The following is a 15,836-nucleotide window of genomic DNA, read 5'->3' on the forward strand; positions in this document are numbered from 1 at the left end:
CATCGTCGCGGCAAGGCACGATGCGCCTTGCGCCCGACCCGTCATCCACTATGGTCTCGCGTGACGCCGCATCCAGGCGGCATGCCGGAACCATCTCATGACGCAGCCGACCGCAAAACGCTTCCCGACGCCCGCTCTCGACAAGCTCCCCGAGGATATCCGCGCCCGCATCCTGGCGGTGCAGGAGAAATCCGGCTTCGTGCCGAACGTCTTCCTCACCTTGGCCTATCGCCCCGACGAGTTTCGCGCCTTCTTCGCCTATCACGACGCGCTGATGGAGAAGGACTCCGGCCTCTCGAAGGCCGAGCGCGAGATGATCGTGGTGGCGACCAGCGCCGCCAACCAGTGCCAGTATTGCGTGATCGCCCACGGCGCGATCCTGCGCATCCGCGCCAAGAATCCCGAGATCGCCGACCAGATCGCGGTCAACTACCGCAAGGCCGACATCACGCCGCGGCAGCGCGCGATGCTCGACTTCGCCATGAAGGTGAGCCGCGCGGCCGAGGAAGTCTCGGAGGCGGACTTCGCCGCGCTTGCCGCCCACGGCTTCAGCGACGACGACGTCTGGGACATCGCCGCGGTTGCGGCGTTCTTCGCGCTGTCGAACCGGCTCGCCAACGTCACCGGCATGCGGCCGAACGGCGAGTTCTACATGCTCGGCCGGCAGCCGAAATAGAGGACGCCTTGGCGGACTGGAGCGAGATCATCCTGCGTCTCGGCGCGGCCACCCTTGCCGGCTGCGCGATCGGGCTCGACCGCGACTTGCGCGGCAAGCCGATCGGCCTGAAGACGCTGGGTCTCGTCAGCCTTTCGACGGCGATGGTCGTGCTGTTGGCATTGCAGGCCGTCGAGCCCGGCAAGTTCACCGACGCGGTGAGCCGCGTGATCCAGGGCGTGCTGACCGGCATCGGATTTCTCGGCGCCGGCGTGATCGTACGGCAGGGCGACCGCTTCCAGGTCCGCGGCCTGACCAGCGCCGCATGCGCATTCTTCGCCGCTTGCGTCGGCATCGTCTGCGGCGCCGGACATTGGCCGATCGTCGTCACCGCCGTCGCGCTGGCGTTCCTGCTGTTGACCTTCGGCAAGCGGACCGAGCGGTGGCTGCACCACGCGCTCGGTGGCAAGGAGGATCAGCACAGGCCGGAGGCCGCGGCAGATCAGTCGTCGGATGCCGGCCCGCACCAGCCGGGCAAATAGACCGCGTCCTTGCTGCGGCCAAGCGCCAGTCCCTTCTCCAGCGCCTTGGCGAAATTGTTCTCCACCGTCTTGCGCGGGATGTGGCGGCGCAGGAAATCGGCCCACAGGAATTCGCTGAACGGCGTCGTGTCCTTGGCAAAACCGCCCGCCCGGCGCATCTCGCCGGCGAGGCTGCGGAACGGATCGTCCCTGAGATCCTTGATCGATTTCGGAATGTCCTTGAAGTGGCGGCGCTCGCCCTTGGAATCGTAGGGATAGACCCAGCGCTTGTTGTCCATCACGCCCCAGAACACGTCACGCTCGACCATCGTGAGATCGCCGATCACCGTCACCAGGATGTCCTTGACGCCCTCCTCGTGCAGCGCCCGCGCCATGTGATGGTGATCGACCACGTAGTAGCGATCGTCGGGACCATGGACGACCGGGATCATGTGCTTGCCCAGCAGTTCGGCGCGCTTCTTGTCCGACTTGTGCTCGCGCCAGCGCTTCCGCTTCTCCGTTACCTCCTGCATGCCGACCGTCATCTGGGTCGGCCGCAGCGACAGGATTGGGACCGGTTTGACGTAAGGCTCGCGCGTGTGGGCCATGATTTATGCTCCCTTTTGACCGGCACTCCGGAACGGGTTCCACTATGTCATGAGCCCGCAGGCGGGTGAAAGAGTCCGGTGTGGCGGAATGGCTTCACGAAGCGGTGGGGCCGACGGCCGGATGGTCCGGCCTCGGGGCTGTCGATTCCCCCGGCCGTCAATGCGTAGGATGCCAATGCCGGGGCGCGCAGCCTCAACCTCCGTGACGGCGTTGCAGCGCAAACTGTGCATGCGCGAAGGTCGAACGCGTGTGTCGACATCGGCCTCGTCATCGCAATGCCGAGCATCCCGCGCACCGCAGCAGTCACCTCGACGGCAAGCCAGTTCCTGGAGGTGATCGAAGCATGAATACCACCTCTGCGCGCACCAAGATTTTAGGTGTGAAGTGCAGCGAACATGCTAAACATAACCGGCGACGCGACCGGACTGACAACAGTGAAGACGCAGCGGCCAATTTCCTCGGATGCCGAGCACGTGGTGCTCAAATTCCGGCCGCGTACCTCGGCGCAGCCGCCCGGCAAGCGCGAGGAGTCGCTCCGATCGACGCGCCCAGCTTCCGTTGCCAACGATCTCTCTCGCTTTGAGAAGCCGCGCGAGGAGCCGGACGATTTCCGCCAGCGCATGCTCGCCAACATCGCCGCCTTCGCCTTCACGGTGGCGCTCACCGCGATCGGCATCTGGCTTGCCATGAGCATCGCCGATTTGCGCAAGACCCAGGATTGCGTGCTGATGGGCCGCCGGGATTGCGCGAAGATTACGGTGATGCCGCGCAGCTAGGCTGGCCGGAACCCTGCCCAAAAACCGTCCTTGCGAGGCCGGCCAAGCTCCATTGAACTAACGGCCCTGCTCCGATATACGGGCACACGACTCCGGCACCAGCAATCGGGCATTCCGGGGCAACGCGCCCGCCTCCTCTGAGCCGACCCGGAATTACCTTCAATATATCAAAGGCTTAATGATGTCCTCCACATTCGAGCAGATCGCCAACATTATCGCGGAGACCTGCGACATCCCGCGCGACACGATCAAGCCGGAGAGCCACGCGATCGACGATCTGGGGATCGACAGCCTCGACTTCCTCGACATCGCGTTTGCCATCGACAAGGCCTTTGGGATCAAGATGCCGCTCGAAAAGTGGACCCAGGAGGTCAACGACGGCAAGGCCACGACGGAGCAGTATTTCGTGTTGAAGAATCTCGCCGACCGCATCGACGAGCTGGTTGCAGCCAAGAACGCGGGCACGGGCACGGGCTCGTAATCGCCCATCATGCAGCTCGAGATCTTTCAGCTGATCGATCGGATCGTCGACCTCAACCTCGACGCAAGGACCATTGTCGTCGAGGCGGATGTCCCGCCCGACAGCCATTCGGTGTTCGCGGGGCACTTCCCGGGCTATCCGATCATGCCCGGCGTGCTGCTGACCGAAGCAATGGCCCAGAGCTCGGGCTGGCTGATCCTCGGTCTGACCAAGTTCGAGCGCATGCCCTTCCTCGCCATGGTCAAGGAAGCCAAGATGCGCGGCTTCGTCAGCCCCGGTTCGCTCCTGACCATCGAGGCCAAGGTCGAGCACGAAGGTTCAGGCTTCGCCGTCACCTCGGCGAAGGTTCGCGTCGGCAAGGAGCTCAAGTGCAATGCCGAGCTGACCTTCCGTCATATCCCCTTCCCCAGCCCGGACTTGCGCGTGCACATGGATGCGATGGCCACCAAGATCGGGTTTCCGCAGCAGGCAATGAGTCATGGCTGAGAAGGAAGTCTGGATCACCGGCGTAGGCCTGCTCTCCTCGCTTGGCGAAGGGCTGGATGCGCATTGGGAGGCGCTCGGCGCCCGGCGCGTCAATGCCGACGAGAAGCGTCTCGCGCCATACGTGATCCATCCGATCGCTCCCGTCAGCTTCGACGCCCAGATCCCGAAGAAGGGCGATCAGCGTCAGATGGAGACGTGGCAGCGGATCGGTACCTATGCCGCCGGGCTGGCGCTCGATTCGGCCGGCGTCAAAGGCAATCAGGAAATCCTGTCGCGGATGGACATGATCATCGCAGCCGGCGGCGGCGAGCGTGACCTCAATGTCGACCTGGCGATCATGAACGCCGACGCGCAGGGCAAGCTGCCGCCAGCCCTGCTCAACGAGAAGCTGATGAACGAGCTGCGCCCGACGCTGTTCCTGGCGCAGCTCTCCAACCTGCTCGCCGGCAACATCGCGATCGTTCATGGCGTGTGCGGGACCTCGCGCACCTTCATGGGCGAGGAAGCCTCGAGCATCGACGCGGCACGGATCGCGGTCGCGCGCATTGGAGCCGGCCAGAGTGACATCGCCTTGGTCGGCGCCGCTCATAACGGCGATCGCGGCGACCTCTTGATGCTTTATGCATTCGGCGATCTCGCCCTCAAGGACCAGTATAGCTCGGTCTGGGCCCGCAGGAACAACCCGGGCTTTGCCATCGGCTCCGCCGGCGCCTTCCTCGTGATGGAATCGCGCGAACATGCCGAGGCCCGCGGCGCAAAGCCGTACGCCAAGCTGACCAAGGTGGTCGCCGACCTTGCCCGACGCAAGGAGCCGGGCGCCGTGACGAAATCGCTGCAGACGTTGTGGCCGCAGCTCGGCGTCAGCGGCGACAACGGTATCCTGATCACGGGCGCGACTGGCGCCGAGCCTGCGACTGCCGAAGAGCGCGCATTCCTCAGCCAGCATGCCGGCTTTGCCGTCCGCGCCACCGGAACGACCTTTGGCCACACCATGGAGGCGCAGTTCCCGCTCGGGCTCGCGCTGGCCGCGCTGTCGATCTCGCGCGGCGCGCTCTATCCGGCCAACGACCCGACCGGGCTGGAGGTTGAAAAGACCGAAGCGCCAACCCAGATTGTTGTCCTGGGGGTCGGCCACTGGCAGGGCGAAGGCATGGCACTGGTCGAGGCCGTCAAGTAATTCGGCGCAAGCACCGACGGGGACACCATGACAGCACCACGCGATAAATTCGGCCGACCGATCGTCGTCGTGACCGGCATGGGAATCGTGACGTCGCTCGGCGGCGGCAAGACCGACAATTGGAAGCGCCTCACCGCGGGTGAGTCCGGCATCAAGACCGTCACACGCTTCCCGCTCGACAGTATGAAGACGACGATGGCCGGCGCCGTCGATTTCGTCACCGTCGACCCGTTCTCCTCGACCAGCCTGTCGCAGCGTCTGGCGGAGATCGCGACCGAAGAAGCGCTCGAGCAAGCCGGTATCGGCAGCAAGGGCGACTTTCCCGGCCCGCTGTTTCTGGCAGTCGCCCCGATCGAGACCGAGTGGCCGCAGCGGCTCGAAGTCGCGCGCGAGGTTCCGACCAAGGACTTTGGAATCATCGAATACCTGGCGACCTGCAGTGGCGGGAAGTTCGCGCACTTTCACCGGCGCTTCACCTTCGGCTCCGTCGCGCTCAACCTCGCCGAGACCTTCGGTACCAAAGGGTCCCCGATTTCGCTGTCGACGGCTTGCGCCTCCGGTGCGACCGCGATCCAGCTTGGCGTCGAGGCGATCCGCCGCGGCGAAACCGATGCGACGCTGTGCGTCGCAACCGACGGCTCGGTGAACCCGGAAGCCATGGTGCGCTTCTCGCTGCTGTCGGCTCTCTCCACCCAGAACGACCCGCCGCAGGCCGCCTCGAAACCGTTCTCGAAGAACCGCGACGGCTTCGTGATGGCCGAAGGCGCCGGCGCGCTGGTGCTCGAGAGCTACGAGGCCGCGATGGCCCGCGGCGCGCGCATCCTCGGCGTCGTCGCCGGCTGCGGCGAGCTTACCGATTCCTTCCACCGCACCCGTTCGGCCCCCGACGGCAAACCGGCGATCGGCTGCGTGCGCAAGACGCTCGCCGATGCCGGAATGGAGCCCGAGCAAATCGATCACATCAACGCGCACGGGACCTCGACGCCGGAAAACGACAAGATGGAATATCTTGCGACGTCGGCCGTGTTTGGCGAGCACACCAAGAACATTCCGGTGTCGTCGAACAAGTCGATGGTCGGCCACACCATTTCGGCCGCCGGTGCGGTCGAGGCGATCTTCTCGCTGCTCACGCTCGAGCATCAGCGTATTCCGCCGACGATCAATTACGAGGTGCCTGATCCCGCGATCCCGTTCGACGTGGTCGGCAACAAGGCGCGCGATGCCAAGGTGACCGCCGTGATGTCGAACTCGTTCGGGTTCGGCGGGCAGAACGCCTCACTGATCCTGACGCGCGAGCCGGCCTAGCGCCCTCGCCTCATCAGATGAAACGCCTGCTCCTTCGCACCAGGGCGCACCTGCGTGACGCCGCGAAGCCCGTGACCGACGCGGCGATCGGCGGGCTGACGATCGGCCTGCTGCGTACAACGCGCTATTTCGATCCCGAGAAGACGGCAAGGTTCTTCGGCCGCGCCGCCCATTTCATCGGCCGCCGGCTGCGCGAGGATCGCATCGGCCGCGAGAACCTCACGGCCGCCTTCCCGGAAAAGTCACCGGAGGAGATCGAGGAGATCCTGACGGGCGTCTGGCACAACCTCGGACGCATCGGCGCTGAATTCGCGCATATCGACCGCATCTGGGACCACGATCCCCAGAATCCCGACAAGCCGGGTCGCGTCGAATTCTCGGCGCGCAGCAAGCAGCTGTTCGACCAGTTGCGTGACGACGGCAAGCCGGCACTGTTCTTCGCCGCACATCTCGGCAACTGGGAGCTCTCTCCAATTGCCGCCGCAGCGCATGGGCTCGACGCCACCATCCTGTTTCGGCGGCCGAACATCGAAGCCGCCGACCGCGCTATCGAGCGCATCCGCGCGGTCAATCTGGGCACATTGGTGCCGGCCGGCCGCGACGCGCCGCTCAAGCTGGCGCAGGCGCTGAAGAACGGCCAGCACGTCGCGATGCTGGTCGATCAGTATTTGACCAACGGCGTTCCCGTCACCTTCTTCGGCCGCAAGACCACGGCGAATCCGCTGCTGGCGCGCCTGCGCCGGCAGATCGATTGCCCCATCCACGGCACGCGGATCATCCGCCTGCCCGACGGCCGCTTCCGCGGCGAGGTCACCGAGGAAATCAAGCCGGTGTTCGACGCATCCGGCCAGATCGATATCCAGGGCACGATGCAGGCGATCACCGACGTCGTCGAGGGCTGGGTCCGTGAGTATCCCGATCAATGGCTCTGGCTGCACCGGCGCTGGCGGTAGGCTCATCCGACTTGTCATTCCGGGCGATGCGAAGCATCGAACCCTCAGGTGCGCAATTGCGCACCGAGAATCTCGAGATTCCCCGATGCGCAATTGCGCATCTCAGGTCTAGTGCTGACGCACCATCCCGGAATGACGCGTCGCGTCATTTCCCGGTCTTCACTCTCGTCCACAGCCGGTTGATGATCCGCTGCGTCGCCGGATCGCGCGCGGTGATCACGAACAGCTTCTTCTGCATCGCTTCGTCGGGATAGATGTTCTTGTCGTTGAAGATCTTCGGATCGATCAGCTTCTGGCTCGCCAGATTGCCGTTGGCGTAGGACAGGAAGTTCGAGTTCTTCGCCGCGACCTCGGGACGGTAGAGGTAGTTGATCAGCTCATAGGCCTCGGCGACGTTCTTCGCGTCCGACGGAATCGCGAGATTGTCGAAGAACATCTGCGCGCCCTCCTTCGGGATCGTGTAACCGATCTCGACGCCGGTGTTGGCTTCCGCCGCCCGGCTGCGCGCCTGCATGATGTCGCCCGACCATCCGACCACGAAGCAGATTTCGCCCGAGGCCAGCGCGCTGAGATATTCGGACGAGTGGAATTTGCGCACATAGGGCCGGATCTTGATGACGAGATCGGCGGCCTTCTCGAGGTCGGCCTGCTTGGTCGAATTCGGATCGAGGCCGAGATAGCTCAGCGCCGCCGGCAGGATGTCGTCGGCGGAATCCAGCATGTGGATGCCGCAATCCTTGAACTTGGCGAGGTTCTCCGGCTTGAATACCATGTCCCAGCTGTCGATCTTCGCGTCGGGACCGAGAATCTTCTCCGCGATCTTGACGTTGTAGCCGATGCCGGTGGTGCCCCACATGTAGTTGGCGCCGTAGCTATTGCCGGGATCGTAGGTGGCGAGCTGATTGGTCACCACGGGCCAGGCATTGGCGAGGTTCGGCAGCTTCGACTTGTCAAGCTTGAGGAACACCTTCGCGGTGATCTGGCGCTGCAGGAAGTAGCCGGTCGGCACCACGACGTCATAGCCTGACTTGCCGGCGAGCAGCCGCGTCTCCAGCGTCTCGTTGGCGTCGAACGTATCGTAGACAACCTTGATGCCGGTTTCCTTGGTGAAGTCCTCGAGGACTCCCGGCGCCATGTAGTTCGACCAGTTGTAAAAGTTGACCGTGCGCTCCTCGGCGTTGGCGGAGGCCGAGAGCAGCAGGACCGTCGCGACCGCGCCGACGAAGCTGACGAGACGACGGTTCTGCTCTCGCATTCTGGCCTACCTCTTGCGGCGGTGGACGGCGTCCGACAACCGCTCCAGCGCGGCATCGAGCGTCGAGTCTTTCTTGGCGAAACAAAAGCGCACGACCGACGTCACCGCATCCTGCTCGTAGAACGCCGACACCGGGATCGCCGCAACCTTGTAGTCCTGCACGATCCGCCAGCAGAACTCGGCATCGGTCTCGTTGAGCCCGAGCGGCGACAGATCCACGGTGAGGAAATAGGTCCCCTGCGACTTCAGCACCGGAAAGCCGATGCTCTCCAATCCCTTGGTCAGGCGGTCACGGCTCCGCGCCATGTCCTTGCGCATGTCGAGGAAATAGTCGTCGGGCTTGCCGAGGCCATATGCCACCGCCGCTTGCAAATTGGGCGCCGTCGTGAAGGTGAGGAACTGGTGCACCTTCGCAGCGACGCGCAGCAACGGCGGCGCGGCGCAGACGAAGCCGATCTTCCATCCGGTCAGCGAGAAAATCTTGCCGGCGCTGCCGACCTTGATCGTGCGGTCGCGCATGCCCGGAATCGTGATCAGCGGGATGTGCTCGCGGCCGTCGAACACCACGTGTTCCCAGACCTCATCGCAGATCGCGACCACGTCGAATTCCTGGCAGAACCGCGCCAGCAGTTCGAGGTCCTCGCGCGGATAGACCACCGCCGCCGGATTGAGCGGATTGTTGAACAGCACCGCCTTGGTCTTGTGGTTGAAGACGCTGCTCAGCATCTCCTCGCTCAGCCGCCACTCCGGCGGTTCGAGCCGCAGCAGCCGCGGAATGCCGCCGGCCTGGCGGATGATCGGCAGATAGGAATCATAGACCGGCTGGAAACACACCACCTCGTCACCGGGCTCGACCACGGAGAGGATCGAGGAGGTCAGCGCCTCGGTGCCGCCCGAGGTGACCATCACCTCGGTCATCGGATCGAGCTTGAGCCCGTGCCAGTGGCCGTAATGCGATGCGATCGCCTGACGGAGCTCCGGGATGCCCATCATCGACGGATATTGATTGTAGCCGTTGATCGAGGCGTCCGCGGCGGCGCGGCGGATGTCCTCCGGACCGGGATCGTCGGGAAAGCCTTGGCCGAGATTGATGGCGTTGTTGTCGCGCGCGGCCTGCGACATCGCCTCGAAGATGGTGACAGGAAGGTCCGCGAAGACCTTGTTCATGGAGGTCATGTCGGGGATCAGCCGCCGGTCTTGGTCGGCAGTCCCGCCGCCTTCCAGCCGATGATGCCGCCCGCCAGGTGCTTGTCGTAGGGCAGGCCCGCAGCCTGGGCGGCCAGCGAGGCCGTCACCGAGCGCTTGCCGGAGCGGCAGGCGAACACCACCTGCTTGCCCTGCGGATCGGGAATCGCCGCCGGATCGAACGTCGACAGCGGCACCACGACGCCATCGGGATAGGCCTCGACGGCGACCTCGTTCGGCTCACGGACGTCGACCAGCAGATAGCGGCCTTCCGCTATGCCCTTCGACACCTCGTCCGGAAACAAATCTTCCACCTTGTGGTCCGCCACGGAAATATCCTCCCGATATCAGCTTGGCGAGCGTCGCGCGGCCCGCCGTTCCGGGCCGCAAAGTCGCCTCTTGCGCAGAGAAAATCAAGCGTCCGAAACGGGTTAGATGACTTGCAGGATGTGACTGGCAGGACCGCTAGATCGTGACCTGCGTGCCGACCTCGACCACCCGCCCGGTCGGGATCTGGAAATAGTCGGTGGCGTCGTTCGAGGAGCGGCTCAGCGCGATGAACAGATGGTCCTGCCAGCTCGGCATGCCCGAATGCGCCGCCGGCTTCAGCGCACGGCGGGACAGGAAGAACGAGGTCGACATGATGTCGAACTGCCAGCCGAGCTTGCGGGCGATCGCCAGCGTCTTCGGCACGTTAGGCTGTTCCATGAAGCCGAACTTCAGCGTCACCTTGGAGAAGGTCTCGCTCAGCTGCTCCATCCGCACCCGCTCGGACGGATCGATGCGCGGCGTCGGCGCGGTCTCGATGGTCAGGATGACGTTCTTCTCGTGCAGCACCTTGTAGTGCTTGAGGCTGTGCATCAGCGCGGTCGGCGCGCTGACGGGGTCGCTGGTCAGGAACACCGCGGTGCCGGTGACGCGCTGCGGCGGCCGCTTCTCCAGCATCGCGACGAGATCGGCGAGCGGGAATTCCAGCTTGCGCGACTTCTCGAACAACAGCCGGCTGCCGCGCCGCCAGGTGTACATCACCACGATCATCGCGCCGCCAAGCGCGAGCGGCACCCAGCCGCCCTCGAACACCTTGAGCAGGTTGGCGGCTAGGAAGGTGATGTCGAGGAACAGGAACGGCGCGACCAGCGCGGCGGCCGCAATCGGCGACCAGCGCCAGACCTTCCAGATCACGACAAAACCCATCATCGCCGTCACCACCATGGTGCCGGTCACCGAGATGCCGTAGGCCGAGGCCAGCGCGCTCGACGAGCGGAACATCAGCACCAGCACGATGACCGCGATGAACAGGAAGCGGTTGATGCGCGGCATGTAGATCTGCCCGGAATGGGCTTCCGAGGTGTGGCGGATCTCGAACCGCGGCAACAGGCCGAGCTGGATTGCCTGCCGCGTCAGCGAATAAGCACCGGTGATGACCGCCTGGCTCGCGATCACGGTCGCCATGGTCGCCAGCGCGACCATCGGGATCAGGGCCCAGTCCGGGAACATCAGGAAGAACGGGTTCTCGATGCCCTTGGGATTGCCGATCAAGAGCGCGCCCTGCCCCAGATAGTTCAGAGCCAGCGACGGCAGCACGATGAACAGCCACGCGGTCTGGATCGGGCGTTTGCCGAAATGGCCGAGATCGGCATAGAGCGCCTCGGCGCCGGTCACGGCGAGGAAGACCGCACCGAGCGTGATGAAGCCGATCACGCCGTGATGCAGCATGAACGACACCGCGAGGATCGGATTGAGCGCGTACAGCACTTCGGGATGCCGCACGATCTGCGGCAGCGCCGCGACCGCGATCAGGGCGAACCACACGCACATCACCGGGCCGAAGAAGGCCGCGACGCGCGCGGTGCCGCGCGACTGCACCGCGAAAAGCACGACCAGGATCACCACCGTGAGCGGCACGACATAGGGATCGAATGTCGAGGTGACGAGCTTGATGCCTTCGATTGCCGACAGCACCGAGAGCGCCGGCGTGATGACGGCGTCGCCATAGAACAGCGCGCCACTGATGATGCCGAGCAGCACGATCGCGGCGCCGCCCTTGGTCGCCGCGCGCTGCGCCAGCGCCATCAGCGCCAGCGTGCCGCCCTCGCCATTGTTGTCGGCGCGCAGCAGGATCACGACGTATTTCAGCGTGACGACGACGATCAGCGCCCAGAGAATCAGCGAGAGCACGCCGAGCACCGCATGCGCCGTCACCGCGCCCTCGCCGCCGGCGGCCGCCGCGACGGCCTCGCGCAAGGCGTAGAGCGGGCTGGTGCCGATGTCGCCATAGACGACACCGATGCTGCCGAGCATCAGGGCCTTGAAGGTGGCGGTGGAATGCGCCTCGCCATTGCCGTTTGCCGCCGGCGTTTCCGCCGCGGTGATCGCACTCTCGGATGACATGGGGAAGCTGAGCCTCTGTCTTCTACCGCACCGCACAATGCCGGATCGCAGGCCTATACTCCCGGCAGGAATGCATAGGTTAGCCCGGATTCAGGCCTCCGCCATGCAGATCACGCATGGATCACGGTCAACATCAGAATCCTGCGCCGGATCAGATAGTTACCTGGGTACCCACTTCAACCACCCGGCCGGTCGGGATCTGGAAATAGTCGGTGGCATCGTTGGCGGACCGGCTCATCGCGATGAACAGATGGTCCTGCCACTGCGGCATCCCGGACTGGGCCGACGGCTTCAGCGAGCGGCGCGACACGAAGAACGAGGTCGCCATGATGTCGAACTGCCAGCCGAGCTTGCGCGCGACCGCCAGCGCCTTCGGCACGTTCGGCGATTCCATGTAACCGAAGCGCAGCCGCACCGCGGTGAACTTTTCGCTCACCTTCTCCATGTTGACGCGCTCGGACAGATCGACGCGCGGCGTCGGCGCGGTCTCGATGGTCAGGATCACATTGTGCTCGTGCAGCACCTTGTTGTGCTTGAGATTGTGCAGCAGCGCGGTCGGCACGAAACTGGGATCGCTGGTCAGGAATACCGCGGTGCCCTTGACGATATGCGGCGGCCGCTTCTCCAGACTGTGGATCAGGTCGCGCAGCGGCACCTCGATGCGTCGGGTCTTGGCGACCAGGATGGCGGCGCCGCGGCGCCAGGTCCAGATCATCGTCGCCATGACGACACCGAACAGCAGCGGCACCCAGGCGCCCTCGAACAGCTTGAGGAGATTGGCGCTGAAGAACGTCATGTCGACGATCACGAACGGCAGGATCAACGCTGCCGCCGACGCCACACGCCAGTTCCACAGCTTCCAGATCACGATGAAGCCCATGATGCCGTCGGCGACCATGGTGGTGGAGACGGCGATGCCATAGGCCGACGCAAGCCCGCTCGAGGTGCGGAATAGCAGCACCAGCAGCAGCACGCCGATCAGCAGCAGCCGGTTGACGCGCGGCAGATAGATCTGGCCGGCATGGGTCTCCGAGGTGTAGCGGACCTCGAAGCGCGGCAAGAGCCCGAGCTGCACCGCCTGGCTGATCAGCGAATAGGCGCCGGTGATGACCGCCTGGCTCGCGATCACCGTCGCGGCGGTGGCGAGCCCGACCAGCGGCAGCAGCAGCACGTCGGGCACCATGCGGTAGAACGAGTTCTCGATCGCGCTGGGATCGGACAGCACCAGCGCGCCCTGCCCGAAATAGTTCAGCAGCAGTGACGGCAGCACGAAGAACAGCCAGCCCGACTGGATCGGCTTGCGGCCGAAATGTCCGAGATCGGCATACAGCGCCTCGCCGCCGGTCACCGCGAGGAACACCGCGCCCAGCGTCACCAGGCCGATGGTGCCGTGGGTCAGCATGAACTGGAGCGCGTAATAGGGATTGATCGCCGCCAGCACCGACGGGTCGTCCATGATGTGGACGAGCCCCATCACCGCCAGCGAGGCGAACCACACCACCATCACCGGACCGAAGGCGGAAGCGACGCGCGCGGTGCCAGAACTCTGCACCGAGAACAGCACGACCAGGATCAGGATCGTCAGCGGCACCACATAGTGCTCGAGATGCGGGGTGGCGAGCTTGAGGCCTTCGACCGCCGACAGCACCGAGATCGCCGGCGTGATCATGGAATCGCCGATGAACATCGAGGCGCCGACCACGCCGAGCGCGAGCAGCGGCCAGCTGCGCCGACCGATCGCGCGCTGGCCGAGCGCCATCAGCGAGAGCGTGCCGCCCTCACCATTGTTGTCGGCGCGCAGCAGCAGCAGCACGTATTTCGCGGTGACGACGGTGAACAGCGCCCACAGGATCAGGCTGAGCACGCCCAGCACCATGATGCGGGTGACCGGCTGGCCGTGCGCGGCGCCGCCGACCGCCTCGCGGAATGCGTAGAGCGGCGAAGTTCCGATGTCGCCGAACACCACCCCGATGCTGCCGAGTGTCAGGGCCCAGAAGCTGGAGGTGGGTTGCCCTTCCTGAGCTTCGGTAGATGAGACGCTGACAGCCATGGCGAGGTTGGAACGCCCGATCGGTTGATTTGATCCGCGCGGCTATCGACGCTTCCGCTCCGCGTGTCAACCGCGCAACTGTGGTAGTCGACGGTAGTATGGTAACCCAGAGCTACGGCTTCAGATCCGGCGGCAGTGGCGGATTTTCCCGCATCAACGTGATGGTCACACGACGGTTGGCCGGCAGCGTCGGATCGTCGGGAAACAGCGGCTGGCCGTCGGCCTTGCCGGAAACCGCGAAAATATGCGACGGCGGCAGCCCTTCCCGCTCCAGGATCTGCCGCACCGCGTTGGCGCGGTCCGCGGATAGGTCGAAGCCGTCATAATCGCTGCGCGCCGGCACGAAGCCTGCGGCTGTATGCCCCACGATCGCGACCCGCAGCGGCGTCGCCTTCAGCGGCGCGGCCAGCTTCTGGATCAGCCGGCGGGTGCGGTCATACGGCTCCCTTGAACCGTCGGCGAACATCGAGCGGCCGTCCTGGTCGACGATCTCGAGGTTGAGCCCCTCCTTGGTCTCCTCGAACATGATGTTCTTGGAGATCTCGGTCAGCTCCGGCATGTCCTGCAGCGCCTGGCGGAGCGAGGCCGAGGCGAGCGCGAATTCGCGGTCGATCTTCAGCCGCGCGCCGTTGATCTGGCTGCGCTCCTTCTCGTCCGGTGTCGGATTGGCCGAAGACTCCTCCGGCGAGATGTGCTCGACGTTCTTCAGCTTCGGCCGGGTCGGCAGGCCGTCGGATTCGACGATGCCGGAATAGCGCACATTGGTCTGCACGCCGAAAGCATCGCGCATCGAGCCGGCGACGATCTTCAGCTTGTTGTTGTCCATGGTGGAGAACGCGACGAGCATCACGAAGAAGCTCATCATCAGGCCCATCAGATCGGCGAAGGTCACGAACCAGCCGTGACCTCCGGTGTGAGCGTCGCCGCGCTTTTTCTTGGCCATCGCTGTGTTTCCCGAAAGCGCGGTCCGGTCAGGCCGGAACCGGCTCGCCTTCCTCCTGGCGATGCTTCTCCGGCAGATAGGCCAGCAGCATCTCGCGCACCAGCGCGGGGCTCTTGGAGTCGCGGATCATCAGGATGCCGTCGATGATCAGCGTGCGGTTGGTCTCCTCGTCGAGCAGCTTGCCGTGCAGCTTGTCGGCGATCGGCAGGCAGAACAAATTGGCGACCAGCGCACCGTACAGCGTCGCGAGCAGCGCGGTCGCCATGAACGGGCCGAGCTTGGAGGGGTCGGTCATGTTGGCGAACATCTGCACCATGCCGATCAGCGTGCCGATCATGCCGAACGCCGGCGCGCAGTCGCCGATCGCGCGGTAGATCTTGCTGCCCTCGTCGAGGTGCATCAGGAAGTTGTCGCGGTCGCGTTCCATGTTGTCGCGGATGAATTCGAGGTCGTAACCGTCGGCGACGTAACGGATGCCCTTGGCGAGGAACGGCTCGTCGGTCTCGACCTTCTCCAGCCCAACCGGGCCCTGCTTGCGGGCGATCTCGGCGATGCGGGCGAGTTCGTCGACGAGGTCGCGGGCCGACAGCCGGCTCATGGTGAAGGCGAATTTGGCGCCGAGCGGCAGGCCGTGCAGCATCACGCCGAGCGGAAAACGGATCATCGTCGCTGCGATCGAGCCGCCGAAGATGATGATCATGGCGTGTTCGGAGATGAACATGTGCAGGTCGCCGCCCATGAACATCATCACCGCGATGACGATGATGCCAGCCAACAGCCCGGCGCCAGTCATGATATCCATAGGAGACTCCAACGCGTACGCAACCTGCCCGTCCTGGACGGCGCGCAGCCCAAGGCGGGCCGCGTGGAAAACCCTAGCGTTAACGCCATTAAGGACGCGTTACCGAATTTGGTAGGGATAACAACGGGTAAACGCCGGTCTTTTCGCGATGTCGTTGAAGATGCTGGCTTTCCGCATGCGAGCCTGCCGTTGCATGCACAAAACCCCTCCCCGTAGAACAACGGACATGGGATAGGATTGCCGGAAG

General features: G+C 64.6%; 16 protein-coding genes. 8 read left to right on the forward strand and 8 right to left on the reverse strand.

Annotated features, from left to right (window positions below; all coding sequences use genetic code 11):
• The first annotated feature begins 97 nt into the window (after positions 1–97).
• Together AC1VNY_RS19640 and AC1VNY_RS19645 are read left to right on the forward strand one after the other, a co-directional pair.
• Positions 98–676 carry a peroxidase-related enzyme gene (locus AC1VNY_RS19640; protein ID WP_016848430.1) on the forward strand — a complete coding sequence of 193 codons (579 nt, stop codon included), beginning with the start codon at positions 98–100 and terminating at the stop codon, positions 674–676.
• Between the two features lie 8 nt (positions 677–684).
• Complete coding sequence (locus AC1VNY_RS19645) at positions 685–1,197, forward strand: MgtC/SapB family protein (protein WP_028344601.1); 513 nt, start codon at positions 685–687, stop codon at positions 1,195–1,197.
• Here AC1VNY_RS19645 and AC1VNY_RS19650 read toward each other — a convergent pair.
• Complete coding sequence (locus tag AC1VNY_RS19650; RefSeq protein WP_016848428.1) at positions 1,158–1,784, reverse strand: ParB-like protein; 627 nt, start codon at positions 1,782–1,784, stop codon at positions 1,158–1,160. The two genes, AC1VNY_RS19645 and AC1VNY_RS19650, sit on opposite strands and share 40 nt — an antisense overlap.
• Before the next feature lie 435 nt (positions 1,785–2,219).
• On the opposite strand from AC1VNY_RS19650, the gene AC1VNY_RS19655 reads away from it, so the two are divergent.
• The 6 genes from AC1VNY_RS19655 to AC1VNY_RS19680 all read left to right on the forward strand — a co-directional run bounded on the left by AC1VNY_RS19655 (position 2,220) and on the right by AC1VNY_RS19680 (position 6,963).
• Positions 2,220–2,561 carry a hypothetical protein gene (locus tag AC1VNY_RS19655; RefSeq protein ID WP_482406476.1) on the forward strand — a complete coding sequence of 114 codons (342 nt, stop codon included), beginning with the start codon at positions 2,220–2,222 and terminating at the stop codon, positions 2,559–2,561.
• 181 nt (positions 2,562–2,742) lie between these two features.
• Positions 2,743–3,042 carry an acyl carrier protein gene (locus AC1VNY_RS19660; RefSeq protein ID WP_024582229.1) on the forward strand — a complete coding sequence of 100 codons (300 nt, stop codon included), beginning with the start codon at positions 2,743–2,745 and terminating at the stop codon, positions 3,040–3,042.
• A 9-nt stretch (positions 3,043–3,051) separates the two neighbouring features.
• Positions 3,052–3,528, forward strand: coding sequence for a 3-hydroxyacyl-ACP dehydratase FabZ family protein (locus tag AC1VNY_RS19665; RefSeq protein ID WP_482406441.1), 477 nt, complete (start codon positions 3,052–3,054; stop codon positions 3,526–3,528).
• Positions 3,521–4,705 (forward strand): beta-ketoacyl-ACP synthase, encoded by a 1,185-nt coding sequence (locus tag AC1VNY_RS19670; RefSeq protein WP_482406442.1) that lies wholly within the window; start codon positions 3,521–3,523, stop codon positions 4,703–4,705. Before AC1VNY_RS19665 ends, AC1VNY_RS19670 begins: the two co-directional genes overlap by 8 nt.
• Before the next feature lie 27 nt (positions 4,706–4,732).
• Positions 4,733–6,010 (forward strand): beta-ketoacyl-ACP synthase, encoded by a 1,278-nt coding sequence (locus tag AC1VNY_RS19675; RefSeq protein WP_028344597.1) that lies wholly within the window; start codon positions 4,733–4,735, stop codon positions 6,008–6,010.
• A 17-nt stretch (positions 6,011–6,027) separates the two neighbouring features.
• Positions 6,028–6,963: a lipid A biosynthesis lauroyl acyltransferase gene (locus tag AC1VNY_RS19680; RefSeq protein ID WP_482406443.1), complete on the forward strand. Its 936-nt coding sequence runs from the start codon at positions 6,028–6,030 to the stop codon at positions 6,961–6,963.
• 145 nt (positions 6,964–7,108) lie between these two features.
• On the opposite strand, the gene AC1VNY_RS19685 is transcribed toward AC1VNY_RS19680, so the two are convergent.
• From AC1VNY_RS19685 to AC1VNY_RS19715, 7 genes are all read right to left on the reverse strand, one after another.
• Positions 7,109–8,218, reverse strand: coding sequence for a polyamine ABC transporter substrate-binding protein (locus AC1VNY_RS19685; protein WP_482406444.1), 1,110 nt, complete (start codon positions 8,216–8,218; stop codon positions 7,109–7,111).
• Between the two features lie 6 nt (positions 8,219–8,224).
• Positions 8,225–9,394 carry an aminotransferase gene (locus AC1VNY_RS19690; protein WP_482406445.1) on the reverse strand — a complete coding sequence of 390 codons (1,170 nt, stop codon included), beginning with the start codon at positions 9,392–9,394 and terminating at the stop codon, positions 8,225–8,227.
• A gap of 8 nt (positions 9,395–9,402) precedes the next feature.
• Positions 9,403–9,732, reverse strand: coding sequence for a rhodanese-like domain-containing protein (locus AC1VNY_RS19695; RefSeq protein WP_016848419.1), 330 nt, complete (start codon positions 9,730–9,732; stop codon positions 9,403–9,405).
• Between the two features lie 136 nt (positions 9,733–9,868).
• Positions 9,869–11,794, reverse strand: a complete 1,926-nt coding sequence (locus tag AC1VNY_RS19700) for a potassium transporter Kup (RefSeq protein WP_482406446.1) — start codon at positions 11,792–11,794, stop codon at positions 9,869–9,871.
• A 151-nt stretch (positions 11,795–11,945) separates the two neighbouring features.
• Entirely contained in the window at positions 11,946–13,844 is a 1,899-nt protein-coding gene (locus AC1VNY_RS19705; RefSeq protein WP_482406447.1) for a potassium transporter Kup, read from the reverse strand.
• A gap of 112 nt (positions 13,845–13,956) precedes the next feature.
• Entirely contained in the window at positions 13,957–14,787 is an 831-nt protein-coding gene (locus AC1VNY_RS19710) for an OmpA/MotB family protein (RefSeq protein ID WP_028334286.1), read from the reverse strand.
• Positions 14,788–14,815: 28 nt separating this feature from the next.
• Positions 14,816–15,589: a motility protein A gene (locus AC1VNY_RS19715; protein WP_016848416.1), complete on the reverse strand. Its 774-nt coding sequence runs from the start codon at positions 15,587–15,589 to the stop codon at positions 14,816–14,818.
• Positions 15,590–15,836: the final 247 nt, after the last annotated feature.

The organism is Bradyrhizobium ferriligni, from assembly GCF_056837965.1.

Bases quoted from the DNA above. Each gene is read 5' to 3' on its own strand.
- AC1VNY_RS19640 (WP_016848430.1), top strand. From the start codon at position 98: ATGACGCAGCCGACCGCAAAACGCTTCCCGACGCCCGCTCTCGACAAG.
- AC1VNY_RS19650 (WP_016848428.1), bottom strand. From the start codon at position 1,784: ATGGCCCACACGCGCGAGCCTTACGTCAAACCGGTCCCAATCCTGTCG.
- AC1VNY_RS19660 (WP_024582229.1), top strand. From the start codon at position 2,743: ATGTCCTCCACATTCGAGCAGATCGCCAACATTATCGCGGAGACCTGC.
- AC1VNY_RS19665 (WP_482406441.1), top strand. From the start codon at position 3,052: ATGCAGCTCGAGATCTTTCAGCTGATCGATCGGATCGTCGACCTCAAC.
- AC1VNY_RS19670 (WP_482406442.1), top strand. From the start codon at position 3,521: ATGGCTGAGAAGGAAGTCTGGATCACCGGCGTAGGCCTGCTCTCCTCG.
- AC1VNY_RS19675 (WP_028344597.1), top strand. From the start codon at position 4,733: ATGACAGCACCACGCGATAAATTCGGCCGACCGATCGTCGTCGTGACC.
- AC1VNY_RS19680 (WP_482406443.1), top strand. From the start codon at position 6,028: ATGAAACGCCTGCTCCTTCGCACCAGGGCGCACCTGCGTGACGCCGCG.
- AC1VNY_RS19685 (WP_482406444.1), bottom strand. From the start codon at position 8,218: ATGCGAGAGCAGAACCGTCGTCTCGTCAGCTTCGTCGGCGCGGTCGCG.
- AC1VNY_RS19690 (WP_482406445.1), bottom strand. From the start codon at position 9,394: ATGACCTCCATGAACAAGGTCTTCGCGGACCTTCCTGTCACCATCTTC.
- AC1VNY_RS19700 (WP_482406446.1), bottom strand. From the start codon at position 11,794: ATGTCATCCGAGAGTGCGATCACCGCGGCGGAAACGCCGGCGGCAAAC.
- AC1VNY_RS19705 (WP_482406447.1), bottom strand. From the start codon at position 13,844: ATGGCTGTCAGCGTCTCATCTACCGAAGCTCAGGAAGGGCAACCCACC.
- AC1VNY_RS19710 (WP_028334286.1), bottom strand. From the start codon at position 14,787: ATGGCCAAGAAAAAGCGCGGCGACGCTCACACCGGAGGTCACGGCTGG.
- AC1VNY_RS19715 (WP_016848416.1), bottom strand. From the start codon at position 15,589: ATGGATATCATGACTGGCGCCGGGCTGTTGGCTGGCATCATCGTCATC.